The 24,389-nt window shown below is 67.5% G+C and carries 28 protein-coding genes; 7 read left to right on the top strand and 21 right to left on the bottom strand.

The genetic code is table 11. The annotated features are described in order from the left end of the window. Positions 1–13 precede the first annotated feature (13 nt). A complete protein-coding gene (locus BBX35_RS07460; RefSeq protein ID WP_067217731.1) occupies positions 14–376 on the top strand; it encodes a tRNA-binding protein in 363 nt (120 codons plus the stop codon). Between the two features lie 41 nt (positions 377–417). Here the strand turns inward: BBX35_RS07460 and BBX35_RS07455 are convergent, their stop codons facing one another. From BBX35_RS07455 to BBX35_RS07445, 3 genes are read right to left on the bottom strand one after another with little or no spacing between them, the layout of a single operon-like run. After that, positions 418–1,845 carry an ATP-binding protein gene (locus BBX35_RS07455; RefSeq protein ID WP_083206075.1) on the bottom strand — a complete coding sequence of 476 codons (1,428 nt, stop codon included), beginning with the start codon at positions 1,843–1,845 and terminating at the stop codon, positions 418–420. Next, the gene (locus tag BBX35_RS07450; RefSeq protein ID WP_067218370.1) at positions 1,836–2,558 is read right to left on the bottom strand and encodes a response regulator; all 723 of its coding nucleotides are present in this window, start codon (positions 2,556–2,558) and stop codon (positions 1,836–1,838) included. Before BBX35_RS07450 ends, BBX35_RS07455 begins: the two co-directional genes overlap by 10 nt. 11 nt (positions 2,559–2,569) lie before the next feature. After that, positions 2,570–3,097: a MarR family winged helix-turn-helix transcriptional regulator gene (locus BBX35_RS07445; RefSeq protein ID WP_083206074.1), complete on the bottom strand. Its 528-nt coding sequence runs from the start codon at positions 3,095–3,097 to the stop codon at positions 2,570–2,572. Positions 3,098–3,404: 307 nt separating this feature from the next. Between BBX35_RS07445 and BBX35_RS07440 the strand changes: the two genes are divergently transcribed. Continuing rightward, complete coding sequence (locus BBX35_RS07440) at positions 3,405–4,307, top strand: branched-chain amino acid aminotransferase (protein ID WP_067217729.1); 903 nt, start codon at positions 3,405–3,407, stop codon at positions 4,305–4,307. Between the two features lie 83 nt (positions 4,308–4,390). Here the strand turns inward: BBX35_RS07440 and BBX35_RS07435 are convergent, their stop codons facing one another. The 4 genes from BBX35_RS07435 to pgsA all read right to left on the bottom strand — a co-directional run bounded on the left by BBX35_RS07435 (position 4,391) and on the right by pgsA (position 7,087). Then, positions 4,391–5,626, bottom strand: coding sequence for a multidrug effflux MFS transporter (locus tag BBX35_RS07435; RefSeq protein WP_067217726.1), 1,236 nt, complete (start codon positions 5,624–5,626; stop codon positions 4,391–4,393). Positions 5,627–5,729: 103 nt separating this feature from the next. Beyond that, positions 5,730–6,224, bottom strand: a complete 495-nt coding sequence (locus BBX35_RS07430; RefSeq protein WP_067217724.1) for a molybdenum cofactor biosynthesis protein MoaE — start codon at positions 6,222–6,224, stop codon at positions 5,730–5,732. 7 nt (positions 6,225–6,231) lie between these two features. Next, the gene (moaD, locus tag BBX35_RS07425; protein ID WP_067217721.1) at positions 6,232–6,483 is read right to left on the bottom strand and encodes a molybdopterin converting factor subunit 1; all 252 of its coding nucleotides are present in this window, start codon (positions 6,481–6,483) and stop codon (positions 6,232–6,234) included. Positions 6,484–6,514: 31 nt separating this feature from the next. Beyond that, positions 6,515–7,087 carry a CDP-diacylglycerol--glycerol-3-phosphate 3-phosphatidyltransferase gene (gene pgsA / locus BBX35_RS07420; protein ID WP_067217719.1) on the bottom strand — a complete coding sequence of 191 codons (573 nt, stop codon included), beginning with the start codon at positions 7,085–7,087 and terminating at the stop codon, positions 6,515–6,517. A gap of 208 nt (positions 7,088–7,295) precedes the next feature. Here pgsA and BBX35_RS07415 point away from each other — a divergent pair, with 208 nt between their 5' ends. After that, positions 7,296–8,009, top strand: coding sequence for a GNAT family N-acetyltransferase (locus BBX35_RS07415; protein ID WP_067217717.1), 714 nt, complete (start codon positions 7,296–7,298; stop codon positions 8,007–8,009). A 7-nt stretch (positions 8,010–8,016) separates the two neighbouring features. Here BBX35_RS07415 and BBX35_RS07410 read toward each other — a convergent pair whose 3' ends face one another. The 4 genes from BBX35_RS07410 to BBX35_RS07395 form a co-directional block, all read right to left on the bottom strand. Next, positions 8,017–8,313, bottom strand: a complete 297-nt coding sequence (locus BBX35_RS07410; protein ID WP_067217715.1) for an HlyU family transcriptional regulator — start codon at positions 8,311–8,313, stop codon at positions 8,017–8,019. A 97-nt stretch (positions 8,314–8,410) separates the two neighbouring features. Next, positions 8,411–10,474: an excinuclease ABC subunit UvrC gene (gene uvrC / locus BBX35_RS07405; protein WP_083206073.1), complete on the bottom strand. Its 2,064-nt coding sequence runs from the start codon at positions 10,472–10,474 to the stop codon at positions 8,411–8,413. Further along, positions 10,471–11,259 carry an SDR family oxidoreductase gene (locus BBX35_RS07400; protein WP_244271575.1) on the bottom strand — a complete coding sequence of 263 codons (789 nt, stop codon included), beginning with the start codon at positions 11,257–11,259 and terminating at the stop codon, positions 10,471–10,473. The genes uvrC and BBX35_RS07400 overlap by 4 nt, the downstream gene beginning before the upstream one ends. A 67-nt stretch (positions 11,260–11,326) precedes the next feature. Continuing rightward, positions 11,327–12,316 (bottom strand): calcium/sodium antiporter, encoded by a 990-nt coding sequence (locus tag BBX35_RS07395; RefSeq protein WP_067217713.1) that lies wholly within the window; start codon positions 12,314–12,316, stop codon positions 11,327–11,329. A gap of 389 nt (positions 12,317–12,705) precedes the next feature. Between BBX35_RS07395 and BBX35_RS07390 the strand changes: the two genes are divergently transcribed. After that, positions 12,706–13,377, top strand: a complete 672-nt coding sequence (locus tag BBX35_RS07390) for an outer membrane protein (RefSeq protein WP_067217710.1) — start codon at positions 12,706–12,708, stop codon at positions 13,375–13,377. 144 nt (positions 13,378–13,521) lie between these two features. After that, on the top strand, positions 13,522–14,349 hold the full coding sequence (locus tag BBX35_RS07385) for a phosphate/phosphite/phosphonate ABC transporter substrate-binding protein (protein ID WP_083206072.1): 828 nt from the start codon (positions 13,522–13,524) through the stop codon (positions 14,347–14,349). Between the two features lie 9 nt (positions 14,350–14,358). Here BBX35_RS07385 and BBX35_RS07380 read toward each other — a convergent pair whose 3' ends face one another. Continuing rightward, entirely contained in the window at positions 14,359–14,973 is a 615-nt protein-coding gene (locus tag BBX35_RS07380; RefSeq protein WP_067217708.1) for a glutathione S-transferase family protein, read from the bottom strand. Between the two features lie 307 nt (positions 14,974–15,280). Here BBX35_RS07380 and BBX35_RS07375 point away from each other — a divergent pair, with 307 nt between their 5' ends. After that, positions 15,281–15,535, top strand: coding sequence for a hypothetical protein (locus BBX35_RS07375; protein ID WP_067217706.1), 255 nt, complete (start codon positions 15,281–15,283; stop codon positions 15,533–15,535). An 11-nt stretch (positions 15,536–15,546) separates the two neighbouring features. Here BBX35_RS07375 and BBX35_RS07370 read toward each other — a convergent pair whose 3' ends face one another. The 6 genes from BBX35_RS07370 to BBX35_RS23985 form a co-directional block, all read right to left on the bottom strand. After that, positions 15,547–16,617 (bottom strand): DUF1176 domain-containing protein, encoded by a 1,071-nt coding sequence (locus BBX35_RS07370; RefSeq protein ID WP_067217704.1) that lies wholly within the window; start codon positions 16,615–16,617, stop codon positions 15,547–15,549. Further along, on the bottom strand, positions 16,595–17,284 hold the full coding sequence (locus BBX35_RS07365; RefSeq protein ID WP_244271574.1) for a ribonuclease T2 family protein: 690 nt from the start codon (positions 17,282–17,284) through the stop codon (positions 16,595–16,597). Before BBX35_RS07365 ends, BBX35_RS07370 begins: the two co-directional genes overlap by 23 nt. A 29-nt stretch (positions 17,285–17,313) precedes the next feature. After that, positions 17,314–17,760 (bottom strand): hypothetical protein, encoded by a 447-nt coding sequence (locus BBX35_RS07360; protein ID WP_067217701.1) that lies wholly within the window; start codon positions 17,758–17,760, stop codon positions 17,314–17,316. 92 nt (positions 17,761–17,852) lie between these two features. After that, entirely contained in the window at positions 17,853–18,704 is an 852-nt protein-coding gene (locus tag BBX35_RS07355; protein ID WP_067217699.1) for a 23S rRNA (adenine(2030)-N(6))-methyltransferase RlmJ, read from the bottom strand. Further along, positions 18,701–19,222: a GNAT family N-acetyltransferase gene (locus BBX35_RS07350; protein WP_067217697.1), complete on the bottom strand. Its 522-nt coding sequence runs from the start codon at positions 19,220–19,222 to the stop codon at positions 18,701–18,703. Before BBX35_RS07350 ends, BBX35_RS07355 begins: the two co-directional genes overlap by 4 nt. A gap of 212 nt (positions 19,223–19,434) precedes the next feature. Further along, complete coding sequence (locus BBX35_RS23985) at positions 19,435–20,259, bottom strand: cold-shock protein (protein ID WP_083206071.1); 825 nt, start codon at positions 20,257–20,259, stop codon at positions 19,435–19,437. A gap of 561 nt (positions 20,260–20,820) precedes the next feature. Between BBX35_RS23985 and BBX35_RS07335 the strand changes: the two genes are divergently transcribed. Further along, on the top strand, positions 20,821–21,480 hold the full coding sequence (locus BBX35_RS07335) for an MBL fold metallo-hydrolase (RefSeq protein WP_067217693.1): 660 nt from the start codon (positions 20,821–20,823) through the stop codon (positions 21,478–21,480). A 51-nt stretch (positions 21,481–21,531) separates the two neighbouring features. On the opposite strand, the gene BBX35_RS07330 is transcribed toward BBX35_RS07335, so the two are convergent. The 3 genes from BBX35_RS07330 to BBX35_RS07320 form a co-directional block, all read right to left on the bottom strand. Continuing rightward, positions 21,532–22,470, bottom strand: coding sequence for a DUF1402 family protein (locus BBX35_RS07330; protein WP_171901405.1), 939 nt, complete (start codon positions 22,468–22,470; stop codon positions 21,532–21,534). Between the two features lie 239 nt (positions 22,471–22,709). Then, positions 22,710–23,141: a hypothetical protein gene (locus BBX35_RS07325; protein WP_067217690.1), complete on the bottom strand. Its 432-nt coding sequence runs from the start codon at positions 23,139–23,141 to the stop codon at positions 22,710–22,712. Continuing rightward, a complete protein-coding gene (locus BBX35_RS07320) occupies positions 23,138–24,286 on the bottom strand; it encodes an anhydro-N-acetylmuramic acid kinase (protein ID WP_067217688.1) in 1,149 nt (382 codons plus the stop codon). The genes BBX35_RS07325 and BBX35_RS07320 overlap by 4 nt, the downstream gene beginning before the upstream one ends. Positions 24,287–24,389: the final 103 nt, after the last annotated feature.

Genomic DNA, 24,389 nt, shown 5'->3' with positions numbered 1-24,389 from the left:
GACATCACCTATCATGACGAAAGACCATGCGGCCGCTTCGCCGGCCATTTCCTTTGACGACTTCCTCAAGGTCGACATCCGCGTCGGCCGTATCGTCGAGGCGGCGCCCTTTCCCGAGGCGCGCAAGCCGGCGATCAAGCTGATGATCGATTTCGGAGCAGAGATCGGCGTCAAGAAATCCAGCGCCCAGATCACCCGCCACTACACGCCGGAAGAACTCGTCGGCCGCCAGGTTCTGGCGGTGGTCAACTTCCCGCCGCGCCAGATCGGACCGATCAGGTCCGAGGTCCTGACGCTCGGCGTTCCGGACGCGGACGGGGAAGTCGTGTTGCTGGCTCCCGACCAGGAGGTGCCGCTCGGCGGCCGCCTGTTCTAGCGATCGCTTGCGCTCGCGTCCGCGCCCTGGACCGGCCTGACCTAAACAGGGATGCGGACGCGGGCGTGCAGCCCGCCCAGGGTTTCGCTGTCGCCGAGCATGATGTCCCCGCCATGGGCGCGGACGATGTCGCGGGCGATGGCAAGCCCGAGGCCGCTGCCGCCGCTGTCGCGATTGCGCGCATGATCGAGCTGGTAGAACGGGCGGAACACGTTTTCCCGCTCCTCCGCCGGAATGCCCGGCCCGTCGTCGTCGATGGTGATGGTCAGCCAGCCGTCGGCGTTTCGCCCTTCAATGGTCAGTCTGCTGCCGTGGCGCGCCGCGTTGGTGACGAGATTGGTCAGGGCTCGCTTGAAGGCATTGGGACGCAGCGTGACCTCGGCAGGCCCCTGCAGGTGCGAGGTGACCGAGGCGCCGAGGATCTCGGCTTCCGCCTCCAGCTCCTCGAACAGCAGGCCGATGTCGGTGGGATGCGCCTGCTCGTCGCCCTCGCCGCGGGCAAAGGCGAGATAGTCCTCCAGCATCGTCTTCATCTCGTCGACGTCGCTCTGCAGCGCGCGCACCTCCTCGCTGTCGGGGAACAGCGCGAGTTGCAGGCGGAAGCGCGTCAGGATGGTCCTGAGGTCGTGGCTGACGCCCGCAAGCATGGCCGTGCGCTGCTCGATCTGGCGCTCGATGCGCCGTCGCATCTCGATGAAGGCCTGTGCCGCACGACGCACCTCGCGGGCGCCGCTGGGGCGGAAGTCCTCGATCGGCCGCCCCTTGCCGAAGCTCTCCGCCGCATTGGCCAGCCGCTCCACCGGGCGTGTCTGGTTGCGCAGGAACAGCATCGCCAGGATCACCAGGACGAGCGAGGTCGACACCATCCAGACGATGAAGAGGTGCGAATTGGAGGCATAGGTCTGGCTGCGGCGGGCGATGACGCGCAGCACGTTGTTCGCCAGCTTGATGCGCAGCTCGACGAAGCTGGAGCGGCCGACCGTGTCGATCCAGAACGGCTTGCCGATCCAGGCCGCGACCTGCTGCGACAGGTAGCGGTCGAGGATATCGAAGAACGGCTTGGGCCGCGGCGGCGGCAAGGGCTCGGGCGGCAGCAGGGTGATGGCGAGGCCGAGATCGGCACGGGCCATCTCGGCGATCTTCTGGAACTCCTCCTCGCTGCCGGTGGCCTCGGTCAGGCGCACGATCATCGCGATGTCGCGCACGACCGCGTCCGACAGGCGCTGGGTGACGAGGTTGTAGTGCCGCTCCATGAAGACGAAGGCGAGCACGGCCTGCATGATCACCAGCGGCGTGACGATGATCAGCAGCGTGCGGGTGAAAAGGCCTTTCGGCATGCGCCGGTAGAGGGCGTGGGCGAGAGCACGATAGGGCGCGGCCAGCAACTCGCCGAGACGGCGCAGCCAGCCGGGCATCGGCAGGGCGCGCAGGCGGGCAAGGGCGCTGCGAAACGGTGTGCTCAGTCGCATACGAGACGGTAGCCGATGCCGCGAACGGTCTGCAGATAGAGCGGATTGCCGGGGTCGGTCTCGATCTTGCGGCGTAGCCTGTTGATCTGCACGTCTACCGTACGCTCGCCGAGGCCGCTGTCGTCGCCGACGATCTCGGTGCGCGGCACGGTCTCGTTGGGCTTTTCGGTGAAGAGCGTGAGAATTTCCTTCTCCCGGTCCGTCAGGCGGATCACCTCGTCGCCGCGGCGCAGCTCGCGGCGGGCGGCATCGAAGACGTAGGGCCCGAAGCGGATGTCGGTCGGCTCGGGAACTTCCGCCGTTGCGCGCCGGCGCAGGATCGCGCGGATGCGCAGGAGCAGCTCGCGCGGCTCGAACGGCTTGACCAGATAGTCGTCGGCGCCTGCCTCCAGTCCGGCGATCCGATCTGCCGCGTCGGAGCGGGCCGTCAGCATGAGGATCGGCACGTCGGAGCGGGCGTGCAGGTCGGCGGCAAGCTCCAGCCCGCTCTCGCCCGGCATCATCACGTCGACCACCAGCAGGTCGAAGGCGAGCCCGTTCATGCGCCGGCGCGCCTCGGCGGCGGACGCTGCCACCGTGATGCGGAAGCCATGCTCGGTCAGGAACCGTTTCAGCAGGGTGCGGATGCGGGTGTCGTCGTCGACCAGCAGCAGGTGGGGGGCATCGTCCTGCACGCTGGCGGCCGGCGGCGGGGCAGCGGCCTGGGTCTCGATGCTGTCGGTCGTCACGGGCTCACCCTCGTCTGGGCCGGCCGGTCAATCAGCCGGGCGACGTCGCCGCGCTGATCCGGATCGATCATATGATACAGGAACTGCCGGGCGCTATCGTGGCTCTCGGCCGGCATTGCGGCGAGAGCGCGGCGGATGCGCTGCGCCTGCAGGTCGGTGAGACGGGCGGCCAGCTGTTCGCCCTTGGCAGTGGCGAAGAGCAGCCGCTCGCGCCGGTCCTGCGGTCCGGGCTCCTGCAGGATGTAGCCTTCTTCGACCAGCTGCTTGAGGACACGTGCCAGGCTCTGCTTGGTGATCTTGAGGATCGCCAGCAGATCGGTCACGCGCAGGCCCGGATTGCGGCTGACGAAGTGCAGCACGCGGTGATGTGCGCGGCCGAACCCGAACTCGGCAAGGGCCGCATCGGGGTCGGCGGTAAAGTCGCGATAGGCGAAGAACAGCAGCTCGATGAGGTCGATGGGGATCTCCATCGAGTTGGCCGGCTGGCCCTGTTTCGCGCCCTGCGAGAAATTTACGTCAGCCATATTGACTTATTTCCGACCGATTGTTACACGTATCCAGTCTGCAGCGAAATGATCGTACGTCATCGCCGTTTTAGCATGGTAGATGTTGTCCGTAGGCGTTGCAGAACGCGGCTTTCCGGGCTAGGCGTGCGACTCCGGTGTCGTGCGTGTTCAGGCGCCGAGGGGCCCGTCACCATACAAACAGTTGACGAGCCGCGCAAAGCCGCGAGACGGAACCACATTGCAGTCCTGACGGTGCCGGCCGGACCGGTATCTCATTCAAACGCAAACGGGATCGAGCCCGTTGCCTGTTTCGGGAGTAGTTCATATGGCGCAGCTGCCCTTTGACCAACGCGAAGGCCACATCTGGTATGATGGCGTGTTCGTGCCCTGGGCCGAGGCCAAGCTCCACGTACTGAGCCACGGCCTGCACTATGCCAGCAGCGTCTTCGAGGGCGAGCGCGCCTATGGCGGCGAGGTGTTCAAGCTCGAAGAGCATACCGAGCGCCTGCACGAGTCGGCTCGTATCCTCGGTTTCGAGATCCCCTACAGCGCCGAGACCATCAATCAGGCGACGCGCGAGCTGCTGGCCAAGGGCAATCTGGTCGACGCTTACGTTCGTCCGGTGGCCTGGCGCGGCAGCGAGATGATGGGCGTGTCGGCCCAGTCGAACACCATTCACCTGGCGATCGCCGCCTGGGAGTGGCCGAGCTACTTCAAGCCGGAAGAGCGGCTGAAGGGCATCCGTCTCGACATGGCGGCCTATCGCCGTCCGGACCCGATGACGGCTCCCTCGCGCTCCAAGGCGGCCGGTCTCTACATGATCTGCACGATCTCCAAGCACGATGCCGAGCGCAAGGGCTATGCCGATGCCCTGATGCTCGACTGGCGCGGCCAGATCGCCGAGGCGACGGGTGCCAACGTCTTCTTCGTGAAGGACGGCAAGATCCATACGCCGAAGCCGGATTGCTTCCTCGATGGCATCACCCGCCGCACGGTCATCGACCTGGCCAAGCGGCGCGGCTTCGAGGTGATCGAGCGGGCGATCCTGCCGGACGAGATGGAGGGCTTCGAGGCCTGCTTCCTGACCGGCACCGCGGCGGAAGTGACCCCGGTCTCCGAGGTCGGTCCGTACACGTTCACCGTCGACGCGATCACCAAGACCCTGATGGAAGACTATCACGTCGAGGTGCAGCCGAAGGCCGCGGCCAAGGTCGCCGCTGCCGGCTGAGATCCCGCGGATCTCACCATGGATATGCGAAGGGCGGCCGTCTGGCCGCCCTTTTGCGTTTCTGGTCAGGCCTTCTTGCCCTCTTAGACGCGGAACATCCGGCCGCGCTCGGTCCAGGCGACGACGGCAAGGCCCGACAGGGCGAAACAGGCGAAGCCGAGGGTCAGCGGCAGCACCGATCCGTCGAAGCGGCTGGAGACCAGGTAGCCGAGCGCGGCGCCGCCGCTGGTGGTGACGAAGCCGAGCATGGCGGAGGCCGCACCGGCGATATGGCCGAGCGGTTCCATGGCGATGGCGTTGAAGTTCGGGCCGATCAGCCCGAACGAGAAGACGCCGAGCACCAGAAGTCCGGTGAAGATGAAAAGGTTCGAGCCGAAGGTCAGCACCGCCGCGACCTGCACGATGTTGAGCAGCGCGTAGGCGACCAGCGCCCAGTGCGACAGCGGACGCAGGCCGATACGCTCCACCAGCGAGGCGCTGAGGAAGGAGGAGGCGGCAAGCGCCAGCCCCATGACGGCAAAGACGAGCGGAAAGGCCGCGCCGAGGCCAAACAGGTCGACATAGACCTGCTGAGCGGAAGCGATGAAGGAGAACAGCGCGCCGAAGATCAGCGTCGTCGCCAGCATGTAGCCGAAGGTGGTGCGGGTGGCGAGCGTGGTGCGGTAGGCGCCGAGCACGGTCGCGACGGACAGCGGTCGGCGCTCCTCGGCGGGAAGCGTCTCGCGCAGCCGCAGCAGGCACCAGCCGAGCATGGCGAAGCCGCCGAAGGTGAGCATCAGGAAGATGGCCCGCCACGGCGCCACGAACAGGATCAGCTGGCCGATGGAGGGGGCGATGACCGGAACTGTCATGAACACCATCATGACGAGCGACATCACCCGGCCCATGCGGGCGCCGGAATAGCAGTCGCGCACGGCCGACAGCGCCACCACGCGCGGGGCGGCGCAGCCGATGCCCTGCAGCAGGCGGGCGAGCAGCATCTGCTCCATGGTCGGGGCGAAGACGCTGAGGAGCCCAGCAAGGGCGTAAAGGGTGAGCCCGCCGAGCAGGACGGGACGCCGGCCGAACCGGTCCGAGAGCGGGCCGCAGACGAGCTGCGCCGAGCCGAAGCCGATCAGATAGACGACGACGATCTTCTGGCGCTCGTTGGGATCGGCGATGGAGAAGGCGCGGCCGATATCGCCGAGCGCGGGGAGCATGACGTCGATGGCGAGGGCGTTCAGCGCCATCAGCGCAGCGACGATCGCGACGAATTCCGTGAAGCCAAGGCCATGGCGCGGGCCGTCGATCACCTCGACGGGCGTAGCTGTGGTGTTCATGAGCGGTCCGGTCGCAGACCCCGGGTCAATCCGGGGCGCGCCTGTTGGGGAGGGGGCGTGTCTGCCACGAAGAGGCAAGACTTCCTCCCTTATGGACGGCAGGTCAAGCCTTCCAGCGGTCGGCGTCGCGGGTGTCGCTGTCGCGGGCATCCACCCAATTGCCGCTGCTGCCGTCCTTCAGATGCTCTTTTTTCCAGAACGGCGCGCGGGTCTTGAGATAGTCCATCAGGAACTCGGCCGCCTCGAAGGCGGCGCGGCGATGGCGGGATGCGGCGACCACGAGAACGATGTTGCCGCCCGGCTCGATACGGCCGTGGCGGTGGATCGCGGTGAGCCCGTCGAGCGGCCAGCGTGTGCAGGCCTGCCGGGCGATGCGGGTGATCTCCGCCTCGGCCATGCCGGGATAGTGCTCCAGTTCGAGCGCGGCAAGGCGGCCGCCCTCGTCGCGGCACAGGCCGGTGAAGGTGACGACGGCGCCGATGTTCGGATTGGCCTGTCGAAGCTGCTCGATCTCCGCGGCCGCGTCGAAATCGGCACTCTGGATGCGGACCTCGATCGGCGGCAGGCTGTCCGGGGACGTGTCCGGCGTGACGGTCATGACGGGCTCAGCCGCCGGTCATCGGCGGAAAGAAGGCCGCCTCGCGCACGCCGGCCAGCGGCGCGTCATGCTCGGCATGCTCCTGGTCGAGGGCAACGCGGATGATCTCGCGGTCGGCGAAGGCGCTGGCATAGCCTTCGTCGCGCGCGGCCAGCCAGTCGAGCAGGTCGGCGACGGTGGTGATGTCGCCCGGCAGGTCCACGGTCTCGGCATCCTGGCCGATCCGTTCGCGGACCCACGCGAAGTAGCGCAGCTGCATTTGGGTCTCCGTCCTTGCGGCGGTTCGTATCCTAGTCCCGCACCAGGTGGCCGATGCCGGCCCGGAAGTAGTCGTAGCCGGTATATAGCGTCAGCAGGGCGGCGATCCACAGGGCGATCAGCCCGAGGATCTGCGTGCCGGGCAGCACGGCCTCGCCCGCAGGGCCGGCCAGCAGGAAGGCCATGGCGACGAGCTGTACGGTGGTCTTCCACTTGGCAAGCTTGGTCACCGGCACGCTGACGCGCAGCTCCGCGAGGAACTCGCGCAGGCCCGACACCAGGATCTCGCGGCACAGGATGACCGCGGCGGCGATCATCGACCAGCCGCCGATATCGCCCCGGCCGGCCAGCAGCAGCAGGCAGACCGCCACCAGCAGCTTGTCGGCGATAGGGTCGAGCATCTGGCCGAGCCGCGACTGCTGTTGCCAGGCGCGGGCCAGATAGCCGTCGAAGAAGTCGGTGATGGCCGCGACGATGAAGATGCCGAGGGCGATCCAGCGCGGCCCGTGACCGGGGAAATAGAAGCAGATCATGACCGCCGGAACCGCAAGGATGCGTCCGTAGGTCAGGATGTTCGGAAGGCTCCAGACATGGGATTGAGACATGTCGCTTCAGGGTCTCGCACTGCATGAGTGGCACGGGGCGGTTACCGACCTTGAAGCATGCGGGCCCCATCGCGTCAATCGGGCCTCCATGCCGCAGGCGGTTGCAAACGCGTTACCGGTGCCCTGAAACTGCAGCGGGCCGGATCTCCCGTCCGCAGGAAGGGCGGGTATATCTGGGACAATCACAGGCAGTCGGCGGGGTCGCGCAATGATCGAGAGGCGGAACGAATTCGGACAGGCAATCGGGCCGGATGTGCCGGACTGGACCGCGCGCGAGCTGCCGCCGCGCACGATCATGCAAGGGAGAACCTGCCGCCTGGAACCATACGAACCGCGCCATGCGGCGGGTCTTTTCGCCGCCTATCGCGAGGATGCGGACGGGCGCAATTGGACCTATCTCGGTTACGGGCCGGTGGCGACGGAGGCCGAGTTCCGGAAATTCGCCGACGCAACCTTCACGAGCAAGGACCCGCTGTTCCATGTGGTGGTGGATGAGGCGAGCGGGCGCGAACTGGGCGTTGCCAGCTACCTGCGGATCGACCCGGCGAACGGCGTGATCGAGGTCGGGCACATCAACTTTTCGCCGCTGATGCAGGGCAGCGTTCAGTCCACCGAGGCGATGTACCTGATGATGCGCCGGGTGTTCGACGAGCTCGGCTATCGCCGCTACGAGTGGAAATGCGACGCGCTGAACGCTCCCTCGCGGCGCGCCGCCGGGCGACTCGGTTTTTCCTACGAGGGCACGTTCCGGCAGGCCGTGGTCTACAAGGGGCGCAACCGCGACACGGCGTGGTTCTCGATCCTCGACAGCGAGTGGCCGCATCTGCGCGCGGCCTTCGAAGCCTGGCTCGCGCCGGAGAATTTCGACCTGCAGGGCCGGCAGATCCAGCGTTTGGAGGATATCCGGTCGCAGGCGCGCTGAGCGCGACTCAGCCGAACATCCGGTCGCCCTGTTCGTCGATGATCTGGCGGGCCTTGCGTGTGGCGAATTCCGCGGCCTGCTCCTCGCTCGGCATCAGGTCGGCTCGGATGAAATCGTGGGTGCGGGTGTCGCCGTCGTCGAAGGTGCGCGCGATGGAACCGGCGACCTGCCACTGGCCGTCGCGCGAGGTCGGCGCCGGGGTGATGAGGTAGCCCTTGTATTCCTGCGTCTGGTGGCGCGAGGCCGCCGGGGCCTTGTCGCCGCCGCCGCCGAACAGTCCGCCGAAGAGCTTCCCGAAAACCATTGCCCGTCCTTCCGTCTTTGTCTGCCCCGCACCGGGGGCCAGTGTCTGCTGTCCCGCCGCCCGCTTCAACCCTGCTCGCCGGCTGCGACCGCCGCCGCTATTCGTGGAAGTGGTCGTAGATCGTGCGCGCGACCGTCTCGGAGACGCCGTCGACCGCCATCAGATCGTCGATGCCGGCCTTGGAGACGGCCTTGGCCGTGCCGAAATGGCGCAGCAGGGCGCGCTTGCGGGCAGGGCCGATGCCGGCGATCTCGTCGAGCGGGCTGCGGGCGATGTCCTTCTTGCGCCGCGCCCGGTGCGTGCCGATGGCGAAGCGGTGCGCCTCGTCGCGCAGGCGCTGGACGAAGTAGAGCACCGGATCGCGCTCCGGCAGCATGAAGGACGGCTTGCCGGGGATGAAGAACTTCTCGCGTCCCGCATCGCGGTCCGGCCCCTTGGCGATGCCAACCAGCGGCACGTCCTCGATGCCGAGCGCGGTCAGCGTCTCGCGGGCGGCGTTGAGCTGTCCGAGGCCGCCGTCGATGAAGACCAGATCCGGCCAGGCCGGGATTGCGCTGGTGTCCTCGGTCGTCTCTTCGTCCGGATTTGCCGTTTCGGGGGCGGGCGCTGCTGCCGCCTTGCGCTCGTCGGCATGTTCCTTCAGCAGGCGCGAGAAGCGACGCGTCAGCACCTCGCGCATCATGCCGTAGTCGTCGCCCGGGACGAGGTCCTCCGAGCGGATGTTGAACTTGCGGTACTGGCCCTTGGCGTAGCCCTCCGGCCCGGCGACGATCATGCCGCCGACCGCATTGGTGCCCATGATGTGCGAGTTGTCGTAGACCTCGATTCGGCGCGGCGTTGCGGCCAAGCCGAAGGTCTCTCCCACACCCTTGAGCAGGCGTGCATGGCTGCTGGTCTCGGCGAGCCGCCGCCCGAGCGCCTCGCGGGCGTTCTTATGGGCATGCTCGACCAGCTCGCGCTTTTCGCCGCGTTGGGGCACGGCGACCTCGACCTTGTGCCCGGCCCGCTCTGACAGGGCGGCGGCGAGCAGCGCCCGCTCCTCGATCTCGTTCGACAGCAGCACCAGCCGCGGCACCGGCTTGTCGTCGTAGAACTGCGCCAGGAAGCTCTCCAGCACCTCGGCGACGGCGAGCGAGCGGTCGGCGCGCGGAAACAGGGCATGGTTGCCCCAGTTCTGGCCGGTGCGGAAGAAGAACACCTGGATGCAATACTGTCCGCCTTCCTCGTGGATGGCGAAGACGTCCGCCTCCTCGACGCTCTGCGGGTTGATGCCCTGGTGCGACTGGATATGGGAGAGGGCGGCGAGGCGGTCGCGATAGACGGCCGCGCGCTCGAAATCGAGCGTTTCGGAGGCCGATTCCATCTGGCGGGCGAGATCCTTCTTCACCATCTGGCTGCGGCCGGACAGGAAGGACTTCGCCTCCGCGACGAGGCCTGCATAGTCCTCCCGGTCGATCTCGCCGGTGCACGGGCCCGCGCAGCGCTTGATCTGGTAGAGCAGGCAGGGTCGGCTGCGGTTGGCGTAATAGCTGTCGGTGCAGTTGCGGATCAGGAACGCCTTCTGCAGCGCAGTGATCGTCCGGTTGACCGCGCCGGCGGAGGCGAAGGGGCCGAAATAGCTGCCCTTGCGCCGGCGGGCGCCGCGATGCTTGACGAGGGCAGGGGCCTCGTGGTCGCCGGTGACGAGAATGTACGGGAACGACTTGTCGTCGCGCAGCAGCACGTTGAAGCGCGGCCGCAGGCGCTTGATCAGGTTGGCCTCGAGCAGCAGCGCCTCGGTTTCCGTGCGCGTCGTCACGAATTCCATCGAGGCAGTGGCCATGATCATCCGCATGATGCGGTTGGACTGGCCCTGCAGGCGCGTGTAGCTCGTCACCCGCTTCTTCAGCGAGCGCGCCTTGCCGACGTAAAGAACCGTGCCTTCCTCGTCGAGCATGCGATAGACGCCCGGCCCGAGCGGCAGACGGCGGACGAAATGCGAGATGACGTCGACGCCGCGCGCGTCCGGCCCGAGCGGCGAGGTCTCGGCCTCGAACGTCGGCATGGGAACGGGCTCGCTGCCTTCGTCCGGCAGCGCATCCTCGTTCTCGCCGGTCTCGTCGGTATCGAGGTCGTCGGGCAGATCGTCGTCGGGGGGAATGTCTTTTTCGCGTCCGGTCATTCGGCGATGCCTACGACGTCCGGGGTCTCCCAGGCAAGATGCTGGCCGCCGTCGAGGGCGATCATCTGGCCGGTGATCGACGGCGTCTCCCACAGGTAGCGGATGGTGCGCCCGAACTCCTCCAGCGCGGGACCGCGCTTCATGAGCACCGCCTCGGTCTGGCGGGCGAAGTCGGACGCCTGCTGGCGCGTGTTGGCGAGGGTCGGGCCGGGGCCGATGCCGTTGACGCGGATTCGCGGGGCGAGCCCCTGGGCCAGCGTCTGCGTCGCCGCCCACAGCGCCGCCTTGGACAGGGTGTAGGAAAAGAACTGCGGCGTCAGCTTCCATACGCGCTGGTCGATGATGTTGACCACAAGCCCGGTCATGCCCGTCGGCAGGGCGTTGGCCATCTCCTGGGTCAGGAAGATCGGCGCGCGGGTGTGGATCGCCATGTGCTTTTCGTAGCGGTCCAGCTCCAGCTCGCCGATCTCGTCCTTCTCGAAGATCGAGGCGCTGTTGACCAGCAGGCGCACGGGGCCGAGCTGAGCGCGGGCCGCGGCCATGATCCGGCCCGGCGTGTCGGGATGCGTCAGGTCGCCGGCGACGATGCAGGCGCGTCCGCCGCGCGCGGCGATATCGGTCGCCAGCGCCTCGGCCTCGGACAGCGATCGGTGGGCGTGGATCGCGATGCGGAAGCCATTGGCCGCCAGATCCTCGGCGATGGCCCGGCCGATGCGCAGGGCCGCACCCGTCACCAGGGCTACAGGGGACTGCTCGGGGCTGACAGACATCTGGGAAACGGACATGGCGACTCGCTGGTTGTCGAAATGGACGAGATATCAGCGGGTCTTACGCGCATTCGGGAAAGCCCGATCAGGCGACCTTGCCCGTCTGGAACACGACGAAAATGTACAGGGCGTACAATGCACAAAGAATGATACCGGATGGCCAGCGGATGGTCACCTTGAACGCGGCGAAGGCGAGGACAAGGAGCGCGCAGGCGAGCATGGCCCACAGGTCGAGGCGCAGGACCTCCGGCGGGACCTGCAGCGGCACCACCATCGAGGTGATGCCCATGATGGCGACCAGATTGAAGATGTTGGAGCCGATGACATTGCCGAGCGCGACGGCGGCGTGACCGCGAATCGCAGCCATCAGCGAGGTCATCAGTTCGGGCAGCGAGGTCCCGAGGGCGACCACGGTCAGGCCGATCACCGCATCGGAGACGCCCCAGTCGCGGGCCAGGGCCGAAGCCCCTTCGATGGTGAAATGCGCACCGAGCGGCAGGCCGATCAGGCCGAGGACGATGAACAGGATGGCGAGGCCGACATTGTCCGGCACGCCCTCGACCTCGTCGAAGGGCAGGTCCTCGTCGCCGTCCGCGACCGCCGCGGCGCCGACATTCTGGGCGCGATGCTTGCGGGTCGCGCGCACCGATTCCCACAGGAACAGCGCCAGCAGCATCAGCAGGATCGTGCCATCGAAGCGCGACAGCGGGCTGTGGAAGGCCATGCCGATGAAGATGGCGGTGATCGCCACCATGAACACCGAGTTCCTGACGGCGCCGTTCTCATCGCAGGAGGTGGCGGCGAACAGGGCCGGCAGGCCGAGAACCGCCAGGACGTTGGCGATGTTGGAGCCGACCACGTTGCCGATGGCGATGCCCGAGAGACCGTCGAGCGCGGCACGGAGCGAAATGACGAGCTCCGGCGCGCTGGTGCCGAAGGCGACGATTGTCAGACCGATGACGAGGGTGGGGATGCCGAGCCGCTCCGCAACGCTTACCGACCCGCGAACCAGAACGTCACCGGCGACGATCAGGACGACGAGACCTCCCACGAGGCTGACATAGTCGATGAGCATGAAGTTGTGGCACCCGGCTGATAGGTGGACGGATTATCAAGCGTGCTGGCCGGCGGAGGCGATGCGGCCTTTTGTGAGGCACAGCTCCGGTGCCAACGCCGCCGGCTGAAGACCTGCCCTATATATGCATTTGCCCTGAGATGAAAAGCCCGGTCGTTGGGGCTTTGCGCTGCCTGAGGGTGTGCGGTACCCTGTCGAAACTCCCCATATTCCATGGTAACCAACTGGTTACCATGTCACCGAAAAATCATCCATTGCCACGGGATCTCCCCATTTTGTGACGGGCAGCGCCACATTCACCCGTCATAGGTGACTGTCTGGGGGGCCGGGCGTGCTGGGGATCCAATCCCGCATGTCCGCTTGTTCCACGTGGTAACTGGAGTATTCACATGAAGCGTCTAGCTGCTGCCGGCCTTGCTGCGGCCGCCGCATTTGCGGCGAGTGCCCCGGCTTTCGCGGCCGACCTTCCGCAGCCCGAACAGCCCTACACCTACACGGACCCGGTTCCGGCGGAACGGTTCGACTGGTCGGGGTTCTATTTCGGTGGGCATCTCGGTTGGAACTGGTCGGACTATCGCGTCACCAACGCGGTGACCGGTCGATTCAACAACAATGACAGTGGTGTAACCGGCGGTGTCCATGCCGGTTACAACTACATGGTCACGCCGAACTTCCTGCTCGGTGCCGAAGCTGACTTCAGCATGAGCGACATCGAGAAGTCGCGTACCGTCGCTGGCGTCAACTACAAGACCTCGAGCAGCTGGAACAGCACGGTGCGTGCGCGCGCCGGTTGGGCCTTCGACCGCTTCCTGGTCTACGGTACCGGTGGTCTCGCGATCGCCGACGTCGATGCGTCCGCCAACGGTGCTTCGGACAGCGTTGCCCGTATCGGCTGGACGGCAGGTGCCGGTGTCGAGGGTGCAGTCACCCAGAACGTGACCGCTCGCCTCGAGTACCAGTATCAGGACTACGGCAACACGAACTTCGGTCTGGGTGGCCAGACCTACAAGAACAAGCTGGACAGCAACCAGGTTCGGTTCGGTCTCAGCTACAAGTTCTGATCCCTTTCGGGACGGACAGACGCCAGGGGGAGTCGCATCGCGGCTCCCCTTGTCGCTTTTTGGCGACCCCTCTGTCGTCGCCAGGCGTCTTGCAAGGCGCATGAAGGCTTTCTAGCCTTGAGGGACCCTGCAAGAGGTTCCCCGTTGCCCCACGACATCCCATCTCTCGACAATGCTCAGCCCTTCGCCTTTCTGCCGATGTACGACTGGCCGGAGGTTCGCAGCGAGACCGACCGCCTGTGGTCGCTCCTGCGCGAGGCGCTTGCCGATCTCGGTCTGTCTGCGCCCTCGCAGCTGGAGCGCGGGCGCGAGCTGATGGACGGCTGGCGCGACCAAACGCTGCTGCTCGGCCAGACCTGCGGACTGCCTCTCGTGCGCCATCTCCTCGACAGCGTCTGCGTGATCGGCTCGCCCGACTACGGGCTGCTCGGCTGCCCGCCCGGTCACTACTGCTCGGTCGTAGTGGTGCGCGAGGAAGATCCGGCCGTCTCGCTCGGCGATCTTCGCGGACGCCGGCTGGCCTTCAACCACCCCGGCTCGCAGTCGGGGGAAGGGGCGCTGCGGCACATGCTGGCGCCTCTTGCGGAAGGGAAGCCCTTCTTTTCGTCGGTGATGGAGACCGGATCCCACCGCGCGGCGCTGAAGAGCGTGGCGGCGGGAGACGCGGATGCGGCGACGCTCGACGCGATGAGCTACCGGCTGGCGCAGGCACATGAACCGGCCGCGCGCAGCGTACGGGTGTTGCTGGCGACGCCTCCGACGCCGGGTCTTCCGATGATCACTTCGAAAGCCAATTGCAAGCGCGTGCCGCTATTGCGGCAGGCGGTGGCTACGGCGATTGCGGCTGCACCGCAAGACCTGCGCACGGCGCTGTCGCTGCACGGTTTTGCGGCGTTCGATGCGGACGACTATGGGGTCATTGCCGAGCGCGACCGGCATGCGGCCGCGCTCGGATACCCTGTCCTTGCCTGAGGCGCGTCTTCAGGGGGTGACGCGCGTCTCGGCGAAGGAGGGCACGGCCGCCTCGAAGGCGTCGAGCCAGGCGACGAGCTTGGGATGGTCGGCCCGCCAGCTGCCGCCAAAGCGCAGGTCGAGATAGCCGAGAGCGCAGGCGACGCCGATCTGGCCGGCATCGGGGATGCCGCCGGCCGGTACCGCTGCCGGCGGGGTTGCCTCCAGGACGGCGAGCGCGCGGGTCACCTTCTCGGCCTGATAGGCCAGCCAGTCAGCGTGCCGGCGCTCCTCGGGCCGGAAGCGGGCCTCGTAGACCTGCAGCAGGGCGGCATCCATCAGGCCATCGGCGAGAGCGGCAAGGCACAGCGCGTCGAAGCGGGCCTCGCCGTTCGGTATGATCCGCCCGCCGCCGGCGAGATGGTCGAGATAGTCCAGGATCACGCGGCTGTCGAACAGCACCTTGCCGTTCTCGAGCACCAGCGCGGGGATCTTGCCGAGCGGGTTCTGGCCGCGGATCGAATCCTGCGGGTCGAGCGTGTCGGTCATCTCGACCTTGATGCGATCCTTCAGGCCGAGGCTGGCGGCTGCGATCTTGATCTTGCGGCCAAAGGGCGAGGGCGGGGAAGAGCGAAGCACGAGCACGGGGAAGCCTCCGATTTGGCAGTGGTGCGGGAACGGTGCAGCGGACGGGGGAGCCCGGTCGCAAGGCGCGCCTGCGGCAGGGCGGAGGGATGGGGCGTCGCCGCAGATTTTCCGGCAACGACGATCTCTGGTTAACGCGGTTTTGCGTTGTCTGTCCACGGCTTGAAAAACAACAGAGGTTTCAGCGCGTTGTTGATACGAATTGTCGGAGCGCCGGTAAGGTCTCATTAAAGGGCGGTTCCTAGCGTGGCGGAAACCGGGGCTGCAGGGCCTCTTCTTCCCTTGTCTGCCACCCGCAGGGACCGAAATGCTGCTCTCGCTTCACTCTCCATTCGGAGCGTTTTGCAAGGCGCTTTGCCTGTCGGCTGCGATCTATGCGGTGTCCGGTCCCGCCCTCTCCCGCTATCGTCCGGAGATCGTTGACGTGCCGCTCAGCCGGTACCATCAGGCGGTCAACGAGATGTTCTCCGACCAGACGCCAGTGCTTGCGATGGTCACCGACCCGCTGAAGGCATCGCCCCACATCCTGCGGCGGAAGATCGACGGAATGCTGCGCCGCTGAGCTTTTTCGCGTCAACGGGGATGCTGGCGCGCCCAGTTGCCCGGCCTTGCGGCGTCGCGGCAGTCGTTCGGGCCCTCGAACCGCTCCATCCTGAACGCGTGATCCTGCCAGGACCAACTGGCGCGATAGCCGCACACGCGGTCGCCCGGGCCGACATACTCAGCCGTCAGCTGGCCGGCCGCATCGTCGAAGCGGATATTCGACAAGAGGTCCGTTCCGATCCAGCCGAAGCGCGGGTCGTACAGGGCGAAATGCAGCGTCTCGATGCCGCCGATTTCGCCGGTGTCGCGCATGTAGAGGCGATAGGTCACCGTGTTGCCAGAGACCGTGCAGGGAATGGCATAGAGCACGGCCGTCTGTCCCAGCGCGGCGATGGGAACGCCGACATTGCGGAAGGACGCGCTGTCCGTTGCCTCGCAGTCGCTGCTGCGGGCGTGGCGCTCCAGCACGGCATAGGGAATGCCAAGGGCCGCCACTGCTTCGCTGCGCGAAGGGGCAGCAACCTCGGCAAGGGCGGGGGCGGCGATCTTCGGTGCGGCGGGAAGGCTCACCTGCCCGCTCATTGCCTCCAGTCCTGCCGTCAGGCCGTCCAGCGAGAAGACCGCGTCATGCGCTTCGGCGACCGCATCGAGATAGGAGATGCGCAGGCGCGCGCCGCCGCGCATCGCGGCCAGCAACTTGCGGCCCGCAGCGGCATCGGTGACGAAGAAGCGGCGGGTGTCGCCATGCAGGGCGAACTCGCCGGGGCGCAGCACATGGACGAGGTCGCCGTCGATCTGCCATTGCATGGCGCGGATATCGTCCGGGCGAGGCGCGCCGACCGCAAGTTCCAGCGCCAGCGCCAGCGCATCGCCGCTCGGTGACAGGGCGAGGAGGAAGAGCGGCTCACCGCTCAGCTCCTCGCGTCCCTGCGTCGCCAGCCGGCATGTTTCGCGCGTTGCGCAGTCGAGCTGCCAGTCGCCGAAAGTGTCGGCCTTTGCGGGCGGCGAGGACAACCCGCCCAGCAGGCAGACGAGAGCGGCCGCGAGGGCGGAAACAGGCTTGCGCAGCTTGCGGTGCCTAGCGACCGGGAGCAGGGACATTGATCTGCCTTTGCGTGCAGCCGCGCCGGTCGACCCAGCGGCAGGAGCGGAACTGGAGGTCGCGGGTGAAGCACACCCGCACTTCGGCCAGCCGGCCGGCCTCGCAGGTGACGGCGATGGCATTGTCGCGCAGGCCCGGATTGGCGAGGCGGAACGCGGTTTCGACCGCATCGGGTGCCACACGCCCGCCTGCTTCCATATTGTTGAAGGCAGCTGGGATCCGTACCTTCTGCAGCGCCTTGCGAGAGAGGTCGAAATAGGCCTCCGGCGCCAGCCCGCTGCAGCTGCCGTGCTTGCGCCATTGATGCCGGACGAGGCCGCGGCTCGGCATAATGTCGAGCATGCCGTCGACCGTGCGGTGCGAGAGGTCTCGGCCGTGATCGTTGCGGCAGAACTCAGGATAGCCGCGTTCGTATTGCGGCCAAAGTCCGTGCAGGACGAAGCGGAACGGACGGGTGGTCCGGCACTGCATCGGATCGGCGGAGCGTCCGGCCCGGGCGCAATAGGACGGAGACCAGGACAGCGACAGGACATAGTAGTCGAAGCGGCCGGACTCGTCGGCACGGCCGGGCATCGTCCCGCATGCGACGAGCGCGAGCACGCCAAGAGCCGCAAGCCGCATCATGGCGATGCCTCGCCATGGCTGCCAAGGGGCGGTCTGCCGCATCATGCCTGTCCTGCCGTGTCGGGAGCTGCTCAGTAGGGGCGAACCGTCCGGCAGTTCGCGTCATAGACCCGCCACGGGTCGACGCCGGCGACGCAGGCCTGAAGGTTCCAGGAGACGCCGACGAAGCCGCTGTGCTCCATGATCGCATAATAGACGCGCCGCTCGCGACCGTCGCTCATCTGCGCCCTCGCCTCGCAATAGCGGCGTGCATAGGGGCTCGGCTGGTTGACCTTGTAGCCGGTCTCGGTGATGCGGTGCATCTCGCGGATCTTCAGCCCGCCGCTATAGACCGGATCGGCGCTGGCGATATGGCCGATGACCGCGCCTTGCACGGACACGGCCTCGCATTCGGGGACGCGCGGGTCGCCATTCCAGGAGAAGTAGGGCTGTTCGCCGGCGGCCGCCGGCAGGGCCAGCGCGAGAGCGAGGGCAGCGCCGCACAGGCTGCGCAGAAGCGGGCGGGAAAAGTCGGTCATGCGGCGGTCTCCTCGGCGGCCAGGTCTGGACCCGTGGACGATGCGTCAGCGGGCTGTCCCGGTCAAGCACCCGCATGACCGGCGCCGCGCGCCTATTCTCCGGTCAGGTCGAAGACCTTCCACTCGGCGCCGCGCCCCTGTTGCAGGGTTTCGGTCAGCCAAGGCAGCAGGGTTTGCAGCTCGTTGCGCAGCACCCAGGGGGCATTGATCATGATCAGCCCGCTGCCGGCCATCGGCTTGTCCGCAGCCGGCCGGCCGGCGAAATGTTCGGCGACCGAGATCCGGGTGATGCCGGACACCGACATGGCATCGTAGAAGCGCTTGACCAGCTTGCGGTCCTTGATCGGATACCAGGCCATGTAGACGCCGGTGCCGAAGCGGCGCCAGGCCTTGTAGAGGCCGGAGGCGAGGTGTTCGAACTCGTTCGGTTCCTCGAAGGCGGGATCGACGACGACGAGCGCGCGGGTCTCCTTCGGCGGTACGAAGCTCTTGATCGCGTGCCAGCCGTCGAGCTCGATCACCTTGGTGTGGTAGTCGCCGGCGAAGAGCTCGGCGAGCTTGGCTGCATCGAGCGGATGCAGCTCGGTCGCCGTCAGCCGGTCCTGCTCGCGCATCAGCTTGCGGGCAAGCAGCGGCGAGCCGGGATAAAGCGACAGCTTGCCGCTGCCGCCATTCACTTCGCGCACCACGTCGAGCCAGGGCGCCAGCAGTTCCGCCACTTTCGGCGGTTGCGGGGTTTCCAGCACGCGGCCGATGCCCTGCTTCCACTCGCCGGTGCGCTGGGCATCGCCCTTTGTCAGGTCGTAGAGCCCGAGGCCGGCATGGGTGTCGATCACCCGGAACGGCGTGTCCTTGGTCTTCATATAGGTGAGGATGCGGGCAAGCGTCGCGTGCTTGAGCACGTCGCCGATATTGCCGGCATGAAAGGCGTGCCGATAATTCACGCTGAAACTCCTTGCTGTTCCGCAGGCACGACCGCCCGGGCCAGGTAGACAACCGCCTTGTCGCCGTGGTCGTTGGCGCCGATTTCCGCAAAGCCGAGCCGCTGGTGAAAGCGCAGGGAACCGGGGTTTGCCGGCCGCGTGTTGACCTCGCAGGCGAGCGGCAGGGCCGCCCTGTCCGGGTCGGCCGCCAACAGGGCGAGCAACGCGCGGTAGAGGCGCTCGCCAGTGCCCGAGCCGCGCGCGGCGGGCGAAAGCGCGATGCGGTCGACATAGGAGAAGCGGCCGAGGTTCTGCTTCAGCCAGGCGAAGTTGCGGCTGTCGTAGTCGGCCGTCTCGTCGAGGCAGACCATCAGGCCCACGACCCCGTCGGGGCCAACGGCCACCAGCGTGTGGCGGCTCTGGGCAGCCAGCGCGCGCAGCTCGTCCGGCGTGAGGCTGTTGACCGCCGGCAGGCTCGCCTCGTTGGCGGCGAGGGCTCCATCGGTGTCGGCAGGAGTGAAGGGGCGAATGTCGATCATGTCTGGTCTATGGCTGCTTGCCGCCCGCCTTGCAAGTCTTCCGCTATGGCGATCCGCCTGCCGCAGGATGGCGACAGGTGCCTGTATCGGAAAAGAGGGGCGGGCAAAACGAAAGACGGCGGCCATCGCTGGCCGCCGCCATATTCATCGCCCGGATGTCGCAAGCCCTTGCGGCGCGACACTCCGGAAAGGAACGGTCGGTGCGAGGCGGCTTACGCCTCCTCGTCGCCGCCTTCCTCGATCTTCAGCTCGACCGCCTTCGGGCCCTTGCCGTGCCGGTCCGGCTCGGTCTCGAACGAGACGCGCTGGCCGCTGTCCAGGCTGGTCAGGCCCGAGCGCTCGACCGCCGAGATGTGCACGAAGACATCGGCGTCGCCGTTGTCCGGCATGATGAAGCCGAAGCCCTTGTCGGACTTGAAGAACTTCACGACGCCCGTCTGGCGCGGTCCACGCTCCACCGGAGGTCCGCGACGCGGGCCGCGGTCGCCGCCTTCGCGCGGGCCGCCGAAGCGATCGCCGCCGCCGCCGAAGCGGTCACCACCGCCGCCGCGCGGGCCACGGTCGCCGCCACCGCCGAAGCGATCGCCGCCACCGAACCGGTCGCCACCGCCGCGCGGTCCGCGATCACCGCCGCCGCCGAACCGGTCACCACCGCCGCCGCCACGCGGACCACGGTCGCCGCCTCCGCCGAAGCGGTCACCACCGCCGCCACGCGGGCCGCGGTCGCCACCACCGCCGAAGCGGTCGCCGCCACCTTCACGCGGGCCGCCGAAGCGGTCGCCGCCGCCGCGGGGGCCGCGGTCACCCCGGTCGCCGCCGAAACGGTCACCCGACGCAAAGGGCTCTTCCGGCACGAATCCCGGCTCCGGAGCAGTCCAACCGGCTTCGCCGAAACTGTCGCGCCGGCCGCCCCGTTCGGGTTTGTTGCGCTTGCCATGGTCGAAACCAGCGTCGAATTCGTCCCCGTCCCCACCATAGTCCTTCGAACCGCCGCGCCGCTTTCCCTGCCGACGATTGTCCGAACGCCAGTCTTCCATGTTCACATCACCTTGTAAGAGCCTGCCGCAGCAGCAGGCTCGCAGATCTTCATCGTCCGGCGCAGGGCTGCCTTCTCAGTCCTTGCTACGCCGGGTTCCACATGCGGCTGTCAGCCACACTCCGTCGCACGACTTCCCCAGAGGAATTCCGCCGCGACCGTGCAGCGTGACCAATTTCGATGTCTTGTGTCTTGCCGAACCGCCCGAACTCACGCTTTCGGCACCCGCGCACCGCTCCAGCCTTGCCAACCGCGCGTATATCATACGGTCTTGTAAGCCGTCCGGGCAAGGAAAACCCTTGCAAGCCGCGTCCCTGGCGGCTTTTTCCGAAAGGGAGAAGCGGCGGAGCGGGATTCGCCCTGACCGAAATGACAGGTGGCGCGCCTGCAGCCGGGCATTTCCGCGCCGAGCGGTTGCCAGAGCGCCCGCGGGCGGGTTACCTGAGCGCGCGTGCCTGCGACCGGCTCCGGGGGAGCGAGCAGACGTCGCAGCGACCGCAGCTCCGGCCAGCACATCCAGGCGGCCGGACGCCTTCATCCCATTCACTCGACGGGAGCCGTCATGTCGGAACAGCAGGGCCAGGAGCCCCCCATCCAGATCATCGTCATTCCGGTGACTGCCTTCCAGCAGAACTGCTCGGTCATCTTCGACCGCGAGACCAAGGCGGGCGCGGTGATCGATCCGGGCGGCGACGTTGACCGCATCCTCGCCGCGCTGGAAGAGCACGGGGTCAAGGTGGAGAAGATCGTCCTGACCCATGGCCATATCGACCATGTCGGCGGCGCGGCGGACCTCGCCGAGCGCCTGTCCGTTCCCGTGCTCGGCCCGCACGAGGCGGATCGGCCGTTGCTGGAGCGGGTGGAGCAGCAGGCGCGCGAATTCGGCGTTGCAGACGTGCGCTCGGTCGAGCCGGACACCTGGCTGTCGGAAGGCGACGACCTGACCATGGCCGGCCGCAGCTTCCAGATCCTGCACTGCCCGGGTCATGCGCCGGGGCATCTGGTGTTCTTCGATCCCGAACTGCGCTTCGCCATTTCCGGCGACGTGCTGTTCGCCGGCTCCGTCGGGCGGACCGATCTGCCGGGCGGCAACCACGAGACGCTCATCACCTCGATCCGCGACAAGATGCTGCCGCTCGGCGATGACGTCACCTTCCTACCCGGTCACGGCCCGGCCTCGACCATCGGCCATGAGCGGCGGACCAATCCGTATCTGAGGTGAGTGCGCGCCCGGCGTGCGGGCCGGGTTCGACCGCCAGGGCGGCCTGCCGAGTTACAGCAGGCCGCGCAGCACTTCGATCTTCTCGTTGACCAGCCAGCCGTAATAGTTCTCGACCGGCCAGGTCTGCGTTCCGGCGGCCCGGCGGCGCCGATACTCGGATGCCCGTGCCCAGGGATCGCCGAGATTGTAGAGCGTCGCCGTCAGGCCGGGGTTCTTCGAGATGTCGACATTGGCAACGACGCGATAGGCGTCGATGGCGTCGCGCAGAATCGCGGCCATGTAGTGGAGCGAGCGGCCCGGATCCATCGCCGCGCGATAGATCTCCTGCTCGTTGCCGGGCGAGAGTTTCTCGAGCCCGCTGGTCTTGGCGACCTTGTCGCTCATCATCAGCACGGTCAGCGGCGACAATTGCCCGAGGCCGAAGCTCTGACCTGCGAAGAGCGGCTGGAAGAACGCCTCGTTGAAGGTCTTCTGGGGATAGCTGGTGCCGTCGACGCGCTTGCCGCGGAAAGTGCTGTCCCACACCCGCTGATAGCAGTTCCACAGCGTGTTGGTGTCCTTGCGGCCGGCATTGCAGCGATCGAACTGCGGACGCTTGACGAACTCCTCGACATGTTCGCCGCCGAGCGAGAACTCCATGCGGATGCCGGCATAGCTCAGCGCCTTGACGTAATAGGACTGCGCGCTGTCGAGGCTGTCGTAGTTGTAGGTATGCTCGCCGACGATGGCGCCCAGCATGTGCACCGGGTCGATGCCGTAGAGCCCGGCGACGCGCTTGATGTCGCGGATCAGCCGGCTGTCGCGGCGCAGAACGCCGACGATGCGCTCGAACTTGGCATCGTAGCCCGCGTTGCCGGCGGCGGTGCGGCGGGCGGATGCGAAGGGAATGCGCGGCTGCGAGGCGTGGCGGTTGCCCGGCGGAACGGTGGTGGCCGCCTGTGCCTCGCTGGTCAGCGCGGGAAAGCCGTCCGGCCCGTCGGGCGCCGGCATGAAGGCGAGCAGCAGGGTGGCGAGCGCCGCGTTGACGGCCGTTTTCCGGCTTCGGGCAAGAAGTCTGGTCATGGTTGCCACGGCTGTCCGGCGCTGCGGGGTGGGGATGCCCTGTCCATATACCGGCGAGCCGATCCGAGGGAAGGCTTCTTGCACGTTCCTGCATTCGCGCAGGCGAACATTTCTCAAGGTGTTGCGCCGGGTCCACGGCTTGAGCCCGGCGAGGGGGAAAGAGGAGATCATGCGGGTCGCTGCGTCCGGTCGTTTGGGGGAAGGGCGGCGTCGGCAGGCGGCAGCGGATCCGGAGGGTCTATCGCCGTCGCCGCGGGACCCATCAGCAGGTGGACGGACCGGGGCACGTCGAATTCGCGCAGGAAGGCCTCGTGATGGCGCAGGCCGCATATCTCGCGCTGGATCAGGACGCTCCAGAGCGCCTCGCCGGCTTCTGCATGGCGCCGGCGCCAGCGACGGCGCGCCTCGTCGCGGGCCTGCGCATCGGCCTGGTGGAACCGTGCCGTGCTTGTCTTGAGGCGCGCGATCGCATCGGCGAGAGCCTTGTTGAGCCGTACCAGGGTGGCGACACGCTCGGTCTCCGCTTCTTCGCGGAAGAGCTCGGCGAGCGGATCTTCGGGCTGGCGCCGCCGAAGGCTTTCGGGAAGGCGAAGGCTCATGGGCTGCCTGCCTTCGCCGCCGCCGTGGCCGTGTGGATGACGCCGCCGCCCTGGGCGCGGGCAACGCCGGTCGTCGTGGGAAAGCTGATCGGCAGGGCGCGCAGGGTGCGGGCGGCGAGCAGCGCGAAGCACTCGGCCTCCACCGCGTCGCCCCGCCAGCCGAAATCCTCCGACATCAGCACCTCGACCCCGGCGCGTTCCGCGATCTCGCGGCGCATCACCGGGTTGTGGCGGCCGCCGCCGCACAGCACCAGCCGCTGCGGGCGGGCGGGCAGGCGGTCGAGTGCCTTGCCGACGGCACCCGCGGTGAAGGCGGTCAGCGTCGCCGCGCCGTCCTCGTCCGACAGGCCGTCCGCCATGGCGGAGGTGAAGTCGTTGCGGTCGAGCGACTTCGGGTAGGGCGCGACCAGATAGGGATGGTCGAACAGCCGGGCGAGGCGATCCTCGTCTACCTTTCCCGAGGCGGCGATGCGCCCGTCCCGGTCCATGCTGCCGCGTCCCTTGCGGCCGATCCAGTCGTTGAGCGGGGCGTTGGCCGGGCCGGTGTCGAAGGCATGCGGCACGCCCGACGCATCGACCCAGGTGATGTTGGCAACGCCGCCGAGATTGAGCACCGCGGTTTCGGGGCCGGCTTCCGCGCGTTTCAGCAGGGCGGCATGATAGATGCCGGCCAGCGGGGCGCCCTGTCCGCCGGCGGCCATGTCGGCGCTGCGAAAATCGTTGACGACGGTGATGCCGAGCCGGCGGGCCATTGCCGCGCCGTCGCCGAGCTGGCGTGTGCGGCCGGTTCGCCCGGCCGCGGGCGCGCGGTGCAGCACCGTCTGGCCGTGGAAGCCGACGGCAGCGACTTCCGCATGCGGCAGGCCGACCTCCTCGAGGAAGGTCGCGACGGCTTCGGACTGGGCCTCGGTGATGCGGGCCTCGGCCTTGGCGAAGATCTCCGGCTCAGCGCCGGAAAAACCCCAGTCGGCCGCCTGTGCGAGGGTCTCCACCAGCAGCGGGCGAAGGTCGGACGGATAGGGAGCGAGCGTCCACGGGCCGAACTCGGCGATGGTCTCGCCGTCGCTGCGCAGCAGCGCCACGTCGATGTTGCCGTCCAGCACCGTCCCGGTCATCAGACCGACGGTCCATTCCTGCCGGATCATTCAAGGGCTCCCATCGGCTCGTCCAGGCGCACGGCGAGGCGGCACTTTCGCCGTCCGGTCTGTGTTCTCGCCATCGTCGCTTGCCATATTTCCCAGTCGTCTC

Origin of the sequence: Stappia indica (genome assembly GCF_001696535.1) — a bacterium.
Taxonomy (GTDB): domain Bacteria; phylum Pseudomonadota; class Alphaproteobacteria; order Rhizobiales; family Stappiaceae; genus Stappia; species Stappia indica.
The sequence above is the reverse complement of the archived record's forward strand: the minus strand, read 5'-3'. Positions and strand labels throughout refer to the sequence as shown.